The following is a 15571-nucleotide window of genomic DNA, read 5'->3' as shown; positions in this document are numbered from 1 at the left end:
TCAGCAGGAGGCCAGGCTCCCGATGTCGACCGCGTCGGCCATCGCTCCCATCCCCACATCATTGGGGTGCAGGTGATCGCCGTTGTCGAAGAACGGCGAGATCCTTTCGTGGTCGTAGGGGCTGCGCAGGATCTTGTCGAAGTCGGTGACAGCGTCCAACTCCCCGCTGTTCCGCACGAATTCGTTGATCTCCAGGCGTACGGACTCGGCCGCCGTGTCCCATTCGTACCAGCCCTTGAAGGGGGCGATGGTCGAGCCGACGACGCACTTGCCCGCCGCGTGGGCCTGATCAATGATCTTCCGGTAGCCGTCGATCATGTCCTGGGCCGTGACTCCCGAGTGCGCCTTGATGTCATTGACGCCCTCGAAGAGGAAGACGGTGCGCACGCCCGGATGGGAGAGCACATCGCGTTGCAGACGGTTCAGCGCGCTCTGCCCGGCGCCATCCGCGAGCACCTTGTTCCCGGAGATCCCTTCGTTGGCGACGCCCTTGACGGGGGTGTCCGCCGCCTGGAGCCGACGGGAGAGGTAGTCGGGCCAGCGCCGGTTCAGGTCGGTGCTGGACTGCCAGCCGTCGGTGATGGAGTCGCCGAGAGCGACCACCGAGCCGATGGACGCGGAGGTCTCCACGTTGACGGCGTCGAGCCAGTACCAGGACCCCATCGGATCGGTCCAGGCGCCCGCGCCCTCCTCGGCGGCGTGGTCGCCCGCGGTCGCGTAGCTGGTCTGCATGGCCATGCCGTGACCGGTCGTCGGTCCCTGGGCGCCCGTCACGTACAGGCTGACGACCAGGTTGCTCTGGGCGGCCAGCTTCCCAGGCAGCGGATCGCTGAGCACGGTCTCGCCGGCCGGGACGGTAACGGACGCGGCCCCGCCGAAGGACAGCTGCCGGTTGGAGCCGCGGACCAGCTCCGCACCCTGCTTCTGTAGCCCCGCGTAGGCGCTCGCGAAGGTCACCGGGTTGTCGCCGAAGGCGTTGGACAGCCGGATCTGCATGTTCGTGCCGCCGACACTGGTGCGCACGATCAACCGGTAACTGCGGTCGGCGGGACCGGCGCTCTGCCGATCGGCGCTGGCACCCCAGGTGACCACCGAGTGCTTGCCCTTCGCGGCGGCCGGGGCCGCCGCCGCGGACGCAGGGGCCTGCGACACCGGCTGCGACTTCTGTGCCACCGCCTCTGCCTGCACCTGGGCCTGTGCCACCGAGGAGCCGGTCAGCGGCCCGCAGACCGCCATGATCAGCGCAGATACGACGCCCACCGTGCGGCGCCGGTACGAGGCGGCACTCATCCGAGGTTCCGCAGTGTGACGGACTCACCGGACTTGAGGCTGATCTTCCGCGAGGCGCCGCCCGCGACGAGGGTCGTGGTGCGGCCGCCGACGCTCTTCAGCGTCAACTGGGTGACCTTGCCGTTCTTCCAGCGGAGGTCCGCCACGAAGCCGCCGCGGACGCCCACGCCGGACACCGAGCCGGATGCCGCCCAGGCGGCGGGCAGCGCGGGCAGCAGCTCGACGTGTCCGGGCCGCGAGTACAGCAGCATCTCGATGATCGCCGCGGGGGTACCGCAGTTCGCTTCGATCTGGAAGATGCCGCGGCCCGTCTCGACCTCGTAGATGTCGAAGAGGTTCATCGCGCTGCCGTTGGTTCCGTTGACCGACGGCTTCAGGTTGTTGACGACGAGCCGGTATGCCTTCTCCGCGTCCTTCAGCCGCGCCCAGCACAGGGCGCGCCAGGCTTGGGCCCAGCCGAAGCTGGTCATGCCGCGCGCGGTGAGGAGCGCCGTCGCGCCGTCCAGGATCTCCTTCGGCGTCGATTCGTCCGGACGGATCCGGTCTCCGGGGAACAGGTTGATGAGCGGCGAGAGGTGCCGGTGCGTGGTCTCGCCCAGGTTGTCGGGCGACATCCACTCCTCCAGCCAGCCGCTCGTGGGGCTGACCACGGGCAGGTAGAGGCGCTCGCGCAGACCGTCGATGGTCTTCCGGTACGCGCCGTCCTTGCCGAGCAGCTCGGAAGCGGTGTGGAAGTTTCCGAAGAGGCCCCACACCAGTTCCTGCGCGTAGGTCATGCCCTTGGCGTCCTGCGGGCCGTGCTCGGGCGACCAGTCCTTGTCGTCGATCAGGACCTCGCGCTTTTCGCCGGAGGCGTCGGTGACGGTCGTGGTGATGAGGCGGGCCTCCCAGAACTCCACGGCGCCCTTGATCAGGGGGTAGATCTTCTTGAGGTAGGCGCGGTCCTGGGTGTACTCGTAGTGCTCGAACAGGCTCTGGCAGAGCCAGGCGTTGCCGGCCGGGTGCCACCACCAGCCGCTTCCGCCGTAGGGGTTGGTGGAGAACGCCACGGCCCAGCCGGCGAGCTTGCCGCTGGAGTTGCGGAATCTGTTGGTGGGGTCGTTGAACTGCCGCTGGGTGACGTCCGTCCACGAGGGCAGCTGCGAGACGCAGTAGTCCGTGTAGGCGTCGAAGCAGTCGGACACGCCCACCCGGTCGGCCATCCAGTAGTTCATCTGAATGTTGACGTCGGTGTGGTAGTCGCCCATCCAGTCCGGGTCGTTGCCGTCAAGCCACGGGCCCTGGAGGCCCATGGGCAGGCTGCCCCGCGATCCGGAGATCATCAGATAGCGGCCGAACTGCAGGTAGGCGGCCTCGAGTTCGGGATCGGGAACGTCGTCCCGGTAGCGCGCCTGCAGCCGCTCCCAGGTGTCCAGCTCGCGCTGCGCGGCGGACGACGTGCCGAGGTTGATGTCCAGCTGCTCGAACTCGGGACGGAAGTCGGCGACGTGGGTGTGCAGCAGGGTGCTCGCCGAGTGGCCGGCCGCGTCGAGGACCTTGGTCCTGGCCAGGCGCTCAGGCACCACGGACGGATTGCGGAACCCCGCCTCGCCGTCGGGCGAGTAGTTGGTGCCGCCGCTGACGACGACGGTGAGGGTCTTGCAGCCGCTGAAGCTGATCGACGTACCGTCGACCTTGACCCTGCCCGTGCTGCTGTAGGCGGTGACGGCGGCGCCGTACTTGAGGCCGTTGGCGAGGGTGGCTCCGAACGACGCATAGCGCCCGGAGCTGTTGGCCGTGGTGGACTCGCCGTGGGTGCCGGCGAGGGAGACGGTGCCGGTGTAGGTGCCGCCGCCCTGCTGGGAGAAGTACAGGACGATGACGTCGTCGGGGAGGCTGGCGAAGATCTGCCGCGAATAGGTCACGCCGGAGATGTCGTACGAGGCGCCGACCAGGCCCTGGGCCATGTCGAGGGTGCGGCGGTAGTTGTTGACGTTGCCCAGGTCGTGGTCGGGGATGGCGACCGTGAGTTTGGCCAGCAGCGTCAGGGATCCGAAGTCCTCTCGGCCGTAGGGGAACTGGCCGTCGCTGTCCAGCTTGTCGTTGAGATGGCCGGTCCACATGGTGGCGTCGGTGATCATCAGAAGTTCGCTGGAGGGGTCGTTGCTCGCGAGGACCCCGAGGCGCCCGTTCCCTACCGGCAGCCCCTTCTCGATCATCGAGTTGGGGGAGCCGGGAGCCCCCCACCACAGCTGGTTCTTCGCGGCGTCGGCCGCGGCCAGCATGGGCGACTCGGTGGGGCGCAGCGGGGCCGCCGAAGCGGTGAAGGCGGGCAGAACGCCGAGTGCGGTGCCCGCGCCGGCAGCGGCGGCGAGGGTCAGGAAGCCTCTGCGGCTGGGGGGGTTGTCGCGTGATTCGGTGCGCTTGATGTCCACGGGGCACTCCATATCCAGGGAACGGCTCGTGCGAGAACGGCTCAGGCAGGAACGGCTGGTGGGGGGACGGCCGCTGCGGAAACGGCGAGTGGGGGAATCACCGCAGGCGGCCGTCGGCGTGGGGCCGGTCCCCGTGGGGCCCGGGTTCAGGTCACCGGGCCCCACGGGAAGCAGGTCAGACGGTCTGCGGAACGACGATCTTGTCGATGTCGGGGGCGTATCCGCTGCCGCTGTCGAAGGTGATGGTGTTGGTGCCCGCCTTCAGTGCCAGCTGGACGCTGACGGTCTCGGCGGTGCTCCAGTCACCCGTGGAGGGGAACTTCTGGCTGGTGCCGTTGCCGCTGTTGGAGAAGACGTTCACCGAGCGGGCGTCGCCGCTGACGTAGGCGACCTTGACGGTGTAGATCCCGTCCTTCTTCACCGTGACGTTGTTGAACTGCAGCTTGCCGCCGGTGTAGAGGTTGCCGACCTTCTTGCCGCCCGAGCAGGCGTCGCAGCCGGCCACGGAGGCGTTGCCCGACAGGGTGTTGGCCGCGTCCTCGGACTCGTAGCTCGTGGTCGCCAGGGTGGTGCCGGCGGGCTTGATGGTGAAGAGCCGCGAGCCGTGGGCGGGCAGCGCCGCGGTGATCTTGTTCTTGTAGGTGCCGAGGTTCGACTTGTTCCACAGGTCGCGCACGGAGGCGTTGCCGGTGAATCCGAAGGAAGCCCAGTTGGCGGTGACGGAGGCAGGCGAGTCGCCGAGGTTGAACAGGGCGACGGTGTAGCTGCCGTCGGCGTTCTTGGTGCCCCAGACCTGCTCGTTGTTGACCGTGGTGACGGGCCGCGCGATGGGCGAGGCGCTCTGGTCGACGGCGATGACTTCCTTGTTGGTGAGCAGGGAGACGCCGTAGCTGTCCAGCTTGGTGAGGTCGTCACCGGTGTAGAGGGGCGACTTGCTGATGGCCCACAGGGTCATGTAGCTCTGCCGCTCGGCCTTGGTGAGGCCGTCCATCTCACCGTTGCCGACGTCGAGGGCGTCGAGGTCGTTCCAGCCGCCCGGGCCCCCCTTGTTGCTCCACGCGGGGGCGTCGTCCCACCGGTTGTCGACCGAGTTCTCCCAGGTGACAAGGGTGTTGCAGTAGCACTCGATGTCGGTGTCGATGCGCCAGCCGTTGGAGTACTTCTTCCAGTCGGCGGCGTAGTTGATGTCGAGCGACCAGGAGAGCTCGAGGTGGATCGGGCGCCCGGCGGTGGCGATGGCCTTCTGCCAGGCGGCGACGTCGGCGACGTTGTTGTAGTTGTCACCGGACTTGAACGAGCCCGGGCCCACGCCGTCGATCTTCAGGAAGTCGTAGCCCCAGTCGGCGAACAACTGCGCCTGGGAGTCGATGTACTTCTGCGCGCACGGCTTCGAGAAGTCGATCTTGTACGCGCTGTCCCAGCCGTTGGTGGTGCGCAGGTCGCCGTAGACGATGTCGGCGGTGGTGCAGTTCTCGGCGTTCCAGATCGGCGTCTTGCCGTCGTTGTAGGCGCCCTTCTCCAGACCGACGGGCAGGTAGATGCCGGCCTTGAGGCCCAGGGAGTGGATGTGGTCGGCGACCGACTTCATGCCGCTGGGGAACCGGACCGGGTCGGGCGTCTGCCGGCCGTACTGGTCGAACCCGGACTTCCAGTTCTTGTCCATCCACCAGCCGGCGTCGATGTTGACGTACTCGTAGCCGTAGTTCTTCAACTTGGAGGCGAGGGCGTCCGCCTGCTTCAGGACGTTCGCCTCGGTGAGGTAGCTGTAGTCGCCGTCCGGGTTGAGGCCCGGGTACTTCGAGGACTGCATGCTCCAACTCGACCAGCCCATGTAGGGCTTGGCGGCCACCTCGGCGGCGGTGGCGGCGGGAGTCGCGGTGGGCGTGTCCGCCTGAGCCGCCGGGACGGCTGTGGCGACGCCCGCGGTGAGGGCGATGACGAGCAGCGATCTTATGGCGCGGCGGCCGGAGCGCGAGGTGGCTCCGGGCATGGTGAAGAACGACGATGACCGCATGGGTCCGACCTCCAGGACGACGTTGTCAACGGGACGGTTGGGGGCACGGGGCGGCTCAAGCCCCTGCGTTCCGGCGGCTCAGCCCTTTCCGGAGCCGATGGTGAGTCCGCTGATGAACTGGCGCTGAAGCGCGAAGTACACCAGCAGCGTGGGGATCGCGGTCATCAGCGCACCGGCCGCGATGAGGTTGGGATTGGTGAAGTACGCGCCCTGGAGGTTGGCCAGGGCCGAGGTGATGGGGCGCTTGTCGCCGGTCTCGATGAGTGCCAGCGGCCAGAAGAAGTCGTTGTAGATCCAGATCGATTCGAGCGTCGCGAGGGCCGCGAACGCCGGGCGGCACAGCGGCAGGATGATCTGGAAGAACTGCCGCCAGACCTGGGCGCCGTCCACCAGCGCCGCCTCGGAGATCTCCTTGGGGATCGTCTTCATGTAGTTGCTGAGGACGAAGGTGCAGAACCCGCACTGGTAGGCGATGTGGATGAAGATGATGCCCCAGATCGAGTTGTACATAAGCAGCGAGTCCGTCATCCAGTAGGGCAGCGGGATGAGGAGATACAGCTTGTACAGCGGGGTGATGAGGACCTGCGCCGGCAGCAGGTTGCCCGCGGTGAACAGCATCAGCAGGACGATGTTCCAGCGGAAGTCGAAGCGGGAGACGAAGAAGGCGACGGCCGCCGAGAACAGCAGGGTGCCCAGGACCGCGGGGACCGTGATGAGGACCGAGTTCCAGAAGAAGTGCGGCATCCCGGACTGTTCCCAGGCGTCCGTGAAGTTGCCGAGGCTCAGGCTGTGCGGCCAGGAGAGATAGCCGTTCTTCGCGGTGTCCGAGTACGGACGCAGCGAGGTGTAGATCGCCCACAGCAGCGGGATGAGCCAGAGCAGGGCGATGCCGCCCAGCATCACGTGGCGTCCTGCCTGGCTGCGGGGCTTCGAGGGGCCGTCCTGGGCCTGGGATTCGCGCCGGGCCCGCAGTCGGGAGGCCGGACGCGGCACGGTCGTGGTCACTGGTCCTCCTTGCGGACGGTCTGGACGAGGAAGGTGCCGATGGCGGCAAGGGAGACCAGGAGCAGGATGACCGCGAGGGCGGACCCGTAACCGATGTGGCTGGACTCGCCGATGATGTTGTCGGTGATGAGGAGGGAGAGCAGTTCCATGCCGGGTTTGCTGCCGACGCCGCCACCGAGGACGTACACGATGTCGAAGGCCCGCAGGGACTCCATGACCGTGACGACCAGGATGATGATGTTGACCGGTTTCAGGGCCGGGAAGACCACCCGCAGGAAGGTCTGGCGGCCGTTGGCGCCGTCGAGCGCCGCGGCTTCCTTGAGCGCCGGGTCGAAACCCTTCAGGCCGGCCAGGTAGAGGATCATGATGTAGCCGGTGTGCCGCCAGGCCGAAGCGACGAGCACGGCCCACAGGTTGAGGTCGGGGTTGCCGAGCCAGTCGATGTGGTTGCCGTCTCCGGCGGCGTTCAGGATGCCGTTGAGAAGTCCCGTGTCCGGGTTGTAGATGATCTCCCAGATGAAGCCGACGACGGCCAGGGAGAGCACCATCGGCAGGAAGATCGCGGTCTGGTAGAACTTCGTGAAACGGATCTTCCGGTCCAGCTGGTAGGCGAGGAAGATGCCGAACGGCGTGGGCAGCAGGGCCGTGAACAGCAGCCAGATCACGTTGTGCTGCACCGCGGGCCAGAACGGCGGGTAGTTGGTGAAGATCTCCTTGTAGTTCTCCAGGCCGATCCACTGGATGTCGGCCAGTTCGATGCCGTCCCAGGTGGTGAAGGACAGCGCGAGCGAGGCCAGTGCGGGCAGCCAGACGAAGAAGAGCAGCGCGGCAAGGGGGATGCCGATGATGACGGTGAGGAAGATCCGGTCACCGCGGCCGAGACTGCGGGCGCGCTTGCGGATCGTACGGGGTGAGGGGAGGGAGGACACGGTGCGTGAGACCTTTCCGGTCCTGGTCAGGCCTTGAAGTAGCGCGAGCGCTGGGACTCGATCTTCTTCAGCGTCTCGGTGCCGTCGTCGGGGTGGCTCAGCCACTCGGTCAGGCCGGGGAGTACGACGGTGGAGATGAAGCCCGGGTCGCTGTCGCGGTCCGCGAACTGGCTGATGTTCTTGGCGGAGCCGATGAGTTCGGCGGACTTCTTCTGCAGGGCGTTGTACGCGCTGGTGGAGGTCTGGTCGTTGACGCCGAGGTTGCTCGGGTCGACACCCGCGTACAGCTCTTCGGCCTGCGCACCGCCGAGGAACTCCAGGAACTTCTTGGCGCCGTCCTCGTTCTTGGGGCTCTTGCTGAGCATGAAGCCGTCGGTGGGGGCCTCGACGGCGTCCTGCCCGTACGCGGAGTCGATCTCGGGGAAGGGGAAGAAGTCGAGGTCGCTGCGAACCGCCTCGTCGGTGATCTGCTGGCCGATGAAGAGGCCGGTGACCGACATGCCGGACTTCTTGTCGATCAGGGACTGTGCGGCGTCCTGCCAGGAGCGGCCGCCACCGCTCGCCTGGTAGTAGGGGGTCAGTTCACGCCAGGTGTCGAGGATCGCGACGGCGCGCTTGTCGGTCCAGGAGGTCTCGCCACGCAGCAGGGACATGTGGAAGTCGTAGCCGTTGGCCCGCAGGTCGACGTAGTCGAAGGCGCCGAGGATGCTCCAGGTGTCGCCGCCGCCGTATCCCGAAGTGATCGGGGAGAGGCCGTCCGCCTTCATCTTCTTGGCGAGCGCGACGAACTCGCTCCACTTCTGCGGGACTTCGTAGCCGCGCTCCTCGAACACGCTCTTGAGGTAGAAGACGCCCCACGGGTAGTTGTACAGCGGCACGAAGTAGTACTTGCCGTCCTCGCCCTTGGAGAGCTGCTTGGCGGCGTCGCTGAAGCCGCCGCCTATCTTGTCCCACACGTCGTCGATCGGGGTGGCGAGGTTCTTCTTGGCGAAGTACTGCATGCGGTAGCCGGCGAACCAGGTGAAGACGTCGTCCGGGGTGCCCTGCAGATACGTGGTGATGCTCTTCTGGAAGGTGTCGTGGTCGACGGTGTTCGTCTTGACCGTCAGTCCGCTGTCCTTGGTGAAGGCGTCGGTGACGGTCTTGTAGGCCTTCTTCGGGGTGGCGTCGGCGCCGTTGGATCCGAAGGTGACCGTCTTCGGGTCGGCCGCCGGTCCCCCGCCGCACGCGGTCAGAACGGGCGCGGCCAGCGCGGCGGCCCCAAGTCCGAACAGTCCGCCGGTCACTCTGCGGCGGCTTGGCCCACGCGCAGCCAAGGGGTTGCGGCTCTGCTGCGTCATAGCTACTCCTCGTGCGTTTCAGTGCGTATCACTGCATTTGGGAACGGGTCTGGACGCGTCCGACGGTCAGTTCGTGTCGGCTCGGATGAAGGACTGGATCGCGGTGGCCGCGGCCCCGCGCGCCCACTCCTCGAAGGGCAGGGGGCGGGTCTGCAGGTCGCACCGCGCGGCCGATCCGAACGCGGCCGCGGCGAAGGCGTCGCGAATCTGCTCGGCGAACAGGTCGTACGCGGCAAGGCCTTCACCGGAGATGATCACCCGCTCGGGACCGAGCAGATTGGCCACGGTCGCGATACCGCGGCCGATCGCCTCTCCGGCCCGCGCGTACACCTCCCGCGCCCCGGGGTCACCGTCGTGGGCGAGGTCCAGGGCCTCGGCGGCGTCGGCGACCTGGACGCCGGTCACCTCCCGGACCCTGCTGACGATCGCCGAGTCCGCGGCGATCGCCTCCACACAGCCCCGGTTGCCGCAGTGGCAGAGGGGGCCGGCCGGATCGATGGCGACGTGCCCGATCTCCCCGGCCACGCCGTACGCCCCGGACACGACCTGCCCGTGTACCACGAGGCCGCAGCCGATACCGGCGCCGACGGTCACCACGGCGAAGTCGGAGAGGCCCACTCCGGCGCCGAACCACTGCTCGGCGACGGTCAGCGCCCGGACGTCGTTGTCGACGGTGACCGGCAGCCCCGTCGTCATCCGGGCCAGTTCGGCGAGCGGCACGTCGCGCCACTCCAGGAAGGGTGAGTACCGCACCACTCCGGCGGCACGGTCCACATCGCCCGAGACCGCGATGCCCAGGCCCTGCACCTGGACCCCGAAGCCGTCGGCCTCCGTCAGCAACTCCTGCACAAGCCCCGCGATCGAGGCCAGCACCGCCTTGGGGTCATGCGTGGTGAGGGGCACGTGCCGGGCGACCCTGATGCGACAGCACAGGTCCGTGAGGACGGCGATGAGCTCGTCGCCCGTGATCTTCACTCCGATGAACAGCGCCCTGCCACCGTCGACAAGCACCGGGTTGGCCGGCCGGCCGAGAGACGACTGCCGCGCCTCCTCGTCGACGTCCTCCTGGAGGTAACCGGCCTCGATCAGAGGCCGGACCGCCTTGGTGACCGCCGCCGCGGACAGCTGGGTTCGCCCCGCTATCTCCGACCGCGTGAGCGGGCCGTGGGACAGCACGGTGGTGAAGATCTGGGAGACGGCCGGCGTATGGGCCGGGAACGCCTCTGTTCGACTGGTCGAGCGCATGGCCGGAACCTAAGTCCCTTATTTTCTGCTGTCAATAAAATAAGCAGGATTAACTTGGGCACCTTCCCTGAAGGGCATGTCGCCTGCAAAAGACAGATACGGGCAAGGTGTTGACACATGATCGAAGGTCGAGGTTGGCTTTCGACCATCTCGTGCACAACTGGAACGTGAGGACCCCTGTCGATGATCTCCTTCGCCCCGGACTCCGGGGTCTATCTGCTGGCCACACCGAACACGTCGTACGCGCTGAGAGTCGACGAGACCGGGACGCCCTGCCACCTCGCATGGGGCCCACGGCTTACGCTCGCGGAGGCAGAGGCGCTCGTCGCACCCGAGGCTCCGGCGGCCAGCAGCTTCGAGGGCATTCCCCCTTTCAGGGAGGAGCTTCCCGTCGACGGCGGGACGCGCTACGGGCCGCCGTCGCTCCAGGTCCGGTTCGCGGACGGATCACGCGCGTTCGAGTGGCAGCCCACCGGGCGGCGCGTCAGTGACGACAAGCTGGAACTGGGGTTCCGCGACCGCAACTACCCGCTGGATGTGACACTCCACTACCGTGTGCACGGCGACACGGACGTCATTGAGCGCTGGACCGTGGTCCGCAACGCCGGTGACGAGCCCGTCACCCTGCTGCGCACCGATTCCGCTGCGTGGGCGCTGCCGGCGCTGCGGGACTACCGCCTCAGCCACGTCACCGGCCAGTGGTGTGCCGAGAGTCAGCTGCGCCGGGAACAACTGCCGTACGGCGAGACCGTGTTGACCAGTCGTCGCGGTACCACCAGCCACCATGCCAACCCGTGGGTGATGCTCGACGCGGGCGAGGCCACGGAGGAGCACGGCCGGGTGTGGAGCGCCGCCCTTGCCTGGAGCGGGAGTTGGCGGATCACCACGCAGCGCACCCCCGACGGCCGGGCCGGATTCACCGGAGGCGTCGGCCACGACGGTACGAATGTGCCGCTCGCGCCGGGCGAGGAGTTCGCCACTCCCCCGTTCGCGGGTCTGTGCACCGACGGCGGCTTCGGCGCGGCCAGCCGAGCCTGGCACGCGTACACCATCGCGCATGTCCTGCCGCATCCGGACGAGGTCGCGCCGGTGCTGTACAACTCCTGGGAGGCGACGGGCTTCGACGTCGACGAGGTCAGCCAGAAGGCGCTCGCCGAACGGGCCGCGGAGCTCGGGGTCGAGCTGTACGTCGTCGACGACGGCTGGTTCGGAGCGCGCCGCAGCGACCGAGCGGGCCTCGGCGACTGGACGCCTTCACCGGACCGCTTCCCCAACGGGCTGACGCCGCTGGTCGACTCGGTGCACCGGCTGGGGATGGGTTTCGGACTCTGGGTGGAACCCGAGATGGTCAACCCGGACAGTGATCTCTACCGCCAACACCCGGACTGGGTACTGCACTTCCCCGACCGCCCCCGCTCCGAGCTGCGCAACCAGCTGGTCCTCAACTTCGCCCGCCGCGATGTCGCGGACTGGGCGTACGACTGGCTGACCCGGCTCGTCGGCGACAACGGCATCGACTTCCTCAAGTGGGACATGAACCGGGCGTTCAGCGAGGCCGGCTGGCCCGGGCAGCAGGACGGCGCCGACCGCCTCGGACCCCAGTACGTACGCAATCTGTACGGCGTCATCGACCGCCTCCGCGCGGACCATCCGGCGCTGCGGATCGAGTCGTGCAGCGGCGGTGGCGGCCGGGTCGACCTGGGCATCCTGTCCCGTACGGACCAGGCGTGGGCGTCGGACAACACCGATGCCGCCGACCGGATGGGGATCCAGCACGGCTACGGCCAGATCTATCCCGCGCGCACGATGGGCGCGTGGGTGACGGACGTGCCCAACCAGCTCACCGGCCGGACGGTTCCGCTGCGTTTCCGTTTCCATGTGGCGATGGCCGGCGCCCTGGGCATCGGGGGCGATCTCACCCACTGGTCCGAGGAGGAACTGCGCGAGGGCGCCACTCTGGTGGCCGAGTACAAGCAGGTGCGCCACCTCGTGCAGCACGGCAGGCTCGACCGTCTGTCGCCACCGGCCGAGGACGCCGTCTCGGTGGTTCAGTACACCGCCGCCGACGCCTCGGAAACCCTGCTCCTCGTGTATCGGCGCGTCTCGCGGCACGGCGCCCCGCAGGTTCCGGTCCGGCTGCGCGGCCTGCACCCCGGGGGGCGCTACCGCGACGCCCGCACCGGTGCCGTGCACCACGCAGCCGTGCTCGGCGAGTACGGGTTGCACGTCGACCTGCCCTTGGGCGACTGGTCCAGCGCCGCGCTGCACCTGGTACGGGAGCCGGAGGCGTAGTCCCTCTCAACGGCCCTGGACGCGCTCGGCGTTGAGCGCGTCCACGGCGCCCTCCGTGTCCCCGATCGTGGTGTAGTCCACGGCGATGAAGTTCACCGGCCGGCCGCGCTCCCGCTCACAGGCGTGGACGCGCTCCAGCACGTCGTCACGCCGGTTGATCTGCCCCGCGTCCAGTCGGCTGCCGCCGTCGATGGTGATGAAGTGGTTGAGGAGGAAGAGCCGTTTGTCGGTGCCTCCCCGGTGGGGTCCGCAGGTCATCTCCTGCGGGGTCCGGAAGGCGAAGGGGGTTTCCATCCCGTACCGGTAGAAGTTCCGGTACCAGGGCGCCGGCCCGTCGGCCCGCTCGGCGAAGACGACAAGGCGGTGGTCGTCGTCGATCATCTCGCCGAGGGTGGGCCACGGGCGGTTCGGATCCTCGTCCGGGGGGTACAACAGGTCGTTCAGACCGGCCTGTTGGACGGCATCCGCGGTGTCGGCACCGCTGATGTCGTCCTGCACGATCAGGGTCAGGACCTCGGACGGGTGGGCTCGCAGCCAGTCCCCCAACTCCCGCAGGGTGGGCACCAGTTCCAGAGCGCCCGCCCGGCACACCGAGTGACACAGCCACAGGCCCTCGCGGGGCGGGTTGAACCGGTTGACCGCGTCCTTGATCTGCGCGCGCAGCTCGGGCGGGAAGTCGGATTCGGCCAGCCGCCGGGTGATGTCCTCGGGGCGTTCCCAGTGGTAGGTGTCGATCTGCAACGCCCGTACCCCGTCGTTCAGTTGGCCGGTGATGTCGGGGTCCTGGAGGGGGCCGATGAATCGGTCGGCCGTCGTCGACATGGCGTTGTGCGAGGTGACCTGGGCGAGTTCGTCGTAGGGCAGGTCGCACAGCCGGGTGCTGCCCTGGCAGACGCGGACGCCCTGGCCGGCGAACGCGAGCGGGACCAGCGCGACGCCTGCCAGGGCGACAGCCGTGGCTCCGAGCGCCGGGGCGAGGTGTGCGCGGCGCGTGGCGAACGGTTCCGGGCGCCGCTCGGCCGCCCAGGCGAGGGCGACGAGGAGGGCGCCTGCGGTGATGGGCACCAGGGCTGTCGTCGCGGCCACGGTCAGCAGGCGGTCGAACGCGGCGCTCTGCACGTCGTCGACCAGGCGCGACACCGCTTCGGGCCAGGAGGCGGGGGTACCCACCACCTGACGGCCGGTCACGAGGCCGAGAATCAGCGCGGCCAGGGCGGCGATCAGACCACCGGCCGCGAGCGCCCAGCCCAGTTGCCGCAACCGCCGCGGCACGCTCCTCGGACCCGTGAACCAGAGCACGGCGAGGGAGGCGGCCGCGAGCAGCAGGGCCAGCGGTTCCACGACGTCCAGGGCGAGTCGGGTCACGGCGCGAACGTGCTGGAGTGTCCCGTCGGTCTCGTCGATGTCGGCGGAGATGTTCCAGGTGTCGCCGTCGGCGACGCCTCGCAGATGGTCCGCGGCTTCGCGGGTGCGGTCGGAGAAGACCACAGGCCCGACGGCGGCGAGCGCCCCGGCGACGTTCCCGTTCTCCAGCGCCACCTCGATGTCGGGGCGCAACGCGGACCGCTCCGCCGGTGGCACGAGCCCCAGAAGTGTCTCGGTGGCGGCCGCCGCCTGCTCCTCGGAGAGGTCGAGCACGGGCAGCCACGCGGGTGCCTCCCCCTTGGCCAGGCGGTCCATGGACTGGCCGAGGTTGGTCCGGAACTGCGCGAAGTCGGCCACCGGCCGCTCCTGCAGCGAGGCGACCAGATCGCCGAAGTAGATCTGGGCGAGGTCCCCGATGTTCGCCGTCAGCGGCCTCAGGTCGACCGAGAGGCTCAGCGGATTCTCGTCGCCGCGCAGGTAGGCGATGAGGTGCCGGACCTGTGCGTCGACGAGCGCGCGAAGTGTCTCGGGCGGCAGGACGGTCTTCAGGTTGGAGGTGACCAGCGCTTCCGGGACGGGCAGCTGTCCGAGTAGGTCGCGGGTTACGGGCGCGACCGCGGGGTCGACCAGCACCTGATCGAAAATCCGGTCGTACGCGTGCTGGTCGTCGAGTGCGCTGCGGTAGAAGCCGGCGTTGAGAACGGTGGAGCGGGCGGTCGCCGTCGCCGTCACGACCACGACGCACACGACGGCCAGCACCCAGGCCACCAGGCGCACCGCGCGCACCCTCTGCCGGCCCCGCCCACGCCCGGCTGCTCAGGGGTTGCGGCCATGCCCATGCCTCAATGCTCCGCCGACCGGGGCGGGGCGGCGAGCCGGGCGCCGGGTCAGTATCGCTGGGCCTTGGCCAGCCGAGCGGTCAGCTTGGGCTCGACGGGCGACCTGCTGATGGCGACGGGCTCGGCCCGCTTGCCGGGTTCGAGGTCCTGCGCTCCGACGAACCTGGTCTCCACGACCTTGCCGTCGGAGTCCTCGAAGTCGACCTGCACGGCGTACGAGGCCTTCTTGTCGGTCTTGTTGGTGATGGCGACGAGCACGGCAAGCAGCCCGCCGGTCTGCGCCCTGGGCAACCCGGTGATGGCGACTTCCGACGTCGCGTTGCCGCTGCCCTGCACGTTCTTCAGCTCCGCCTCCGCAGCCTTACTGGCCCGCGCCGTGTCGGCCGAGACCGAGGCCGCGAACTCGGATGCCGCGGCCGATACGGAGGAGGCCGCCGCCGACGCGGAGGCGCGAGCGGAATCGATGACCGAGGCGCCTGCCGAGGCGAGGGCGGACGGCGCCGTCCCCGTGAAGGAGGACTCGTTCGGCGCGGTGGGGCGCGGGCTGACGGAGGCACCGCTGTCGTTGCCGCTGTCCGTGCTGCACGAGACGAGCGCGGCGCCGCACGCGAGGGTGGCCAGGAGGGCGGCGGTCCTGCGTGATCGGCTCGATCGGCCGGTGCCGGAGGGGGTGCGTCTGGTCATGGGGGCTCGTCCTCTTCCTGCCGTACGGGACTCCCTCATGCTCGGTGCCGGTGCCGGGCGGCGCGAACGGCGCGGGCCCATTGGAGTGCCGGGCAGCCTTTCGGACGACGGCGGTGCCGTTCTTCGGACGACGGCGGTGCCACTTCCTGGCCGA

Annotated in this window: 10 protein-coding genes; 1 reads left to right on the top strand and 9 read right to left on the bottom strand. The window is 68.7% G+C overall.

Annotated features, from left to right (window positions below; all coding sequences use genetic code 11):
* The 7 genes from OG246_RS31230 to OG246_RS31200 all read right to left on the bottom strand — a co-directional run bounded on the left by OG246_RS31230 (position 1) and on the right by OG246_RS31200 (position 10237).
* A complete protein-coding gene (locus OG246_RS31230) occupies positions 1 to 1290 on the bottom strand; it encodes an SGNH/GDSL hydrolase family protein (protein ID WP_266470687.1) in 1290 nt (429 codons plus the stop codon).
* A complete protein-coding gene (locus tag OG246_RS31225) occupies positions 1287 to 3716 on the bottom strand; it encodes a glycoside hydrolase N-terminal domain-containing protein (protein ID WP_266470684.1) in 2430 nt (809 codons plus the stop codon). Before OG246_RS31225 ends, OG246_RS31230 begins: the two co-directional genes overlap by 4 nt.
* A gap of 163 nt (positions 3717 to 3879) precedes the next feature.
* Entirely contained in the window at positions 3880 to 5718 is a 1839-nt protein-coding gene (locus OG246_RS31220) for a carbohydrate-binding protein (protein WP_266470681.1), read from the bottom strand.
* 78 nt (positions 5719 to 5796) lie between these two features.
* Positions 5797 to 6723 (bottom strand): carbohydrate ABC transporter permease, encoded by a 927-nt coding sequence (locus OG246_RS31215; protein ID WP_266470678.1) that lies wholly within the window; start codon positions 6721 to 6723, stop codon positions 5797 to 5799.
* Positions 6720 to 7652: a carbohydrate ABC transporter permease gene (locus tag OG246_RS31210; protein WP_266470676.1), complete on the bottom strand. Its 933-nt coding sequence runs from the start codon at positions 7650 to 7652 to the stop codon at positions 6720 to 6722. Before OG246_RS31210 ends, OG246_RS31215 begins: the two co-directional genes overlap by 4 nt.
* Positions 7653 to 7678: 26 nt before the next feature.
* Positions 7679 to 8992 (bottom strand): ABC transporter substrate-binding protein, encoded by a 1314-nt coding sequence (locus OG246_RS31205; RefSeq protein WP_266470673.1) that lies wholly within the window; start codon positions 8990 to 8992, stop codon positions 7679 to 7681.
* 66 nt (positions 8993 to 9058) lie between these two features.
* Positions 9059 to 10237 (bottom strand): ROK family transcriptional regulator, encoded by a 1179-nt coding sequence (locus OG246_RS31200; RefSeq protein WP_266470671.1) that lies wholly within the window; start codon positions 10235 to 10237, stop codon positions 9059 to 9061.
* Positions 10238 to 10414: 177 nt separating this feature from the next.
* Between OG246_RS31200 and OG246_RS31195 the strand changes: the two genes are divergently transcribed.
* A complete protein-coding gene (locus OG246_RS31195; RefSeq protein WP_266471041.1) occupies positions 10415 to 12529 on the top strand; it encodes an alpha-galactosidase in 2115 nt (704 codons plus the stop codon).
* 6 nt (positions 12530 to 12535) lie between these two features.
* On the opposite strand, the gene OG246_RS31190 is transcribed toward OG246_RS31195, so the two are convergent.
* Together OG246_RS31190 and OG246_RS31185 are read right to left on the bottom strand one after the other, a co-directional pair.
* Complete coding sequence (locus OG246_RS31190; protein WP_266470669.1) at positions 12536 to 14671, bottom strand: hypothetical protein; 2136 nt, start codon at positions 14669 to 14671, stop codon at positions 12536 to 12538.
* A gap of 110 nt (positions 14672 to 14781) precedes the next feature.
* Positions 14782 to 15417 carry a hypothetical protein gene (locus OG246_RS31185; protein WP_266470667.1) on the bottom strand — a complete coding sequence of 212 codons (636 nt, stop codon included), beginning with the start codon at positions 15415 to 15417 and terminating at the stop codon, positions 14782 to 14784.
* Positions 15418 to 15571 lie beyond the last annotated feature (154 nt).

The organism is Streptomyces sp. NBC_00620 (assembly GCF_026341825.1).
Classification (GTDB): domain Bacteria; phylum Actinomycetota; class Actinomycetes; order Streptomycetales; family Streptomycetaceae; genus Streptomyces.
The sequence above is the reverse complement of the archived record's forward strand: the minus strand, read 5'-3'. Positions and strand labels throughout refer to the sequence as shown.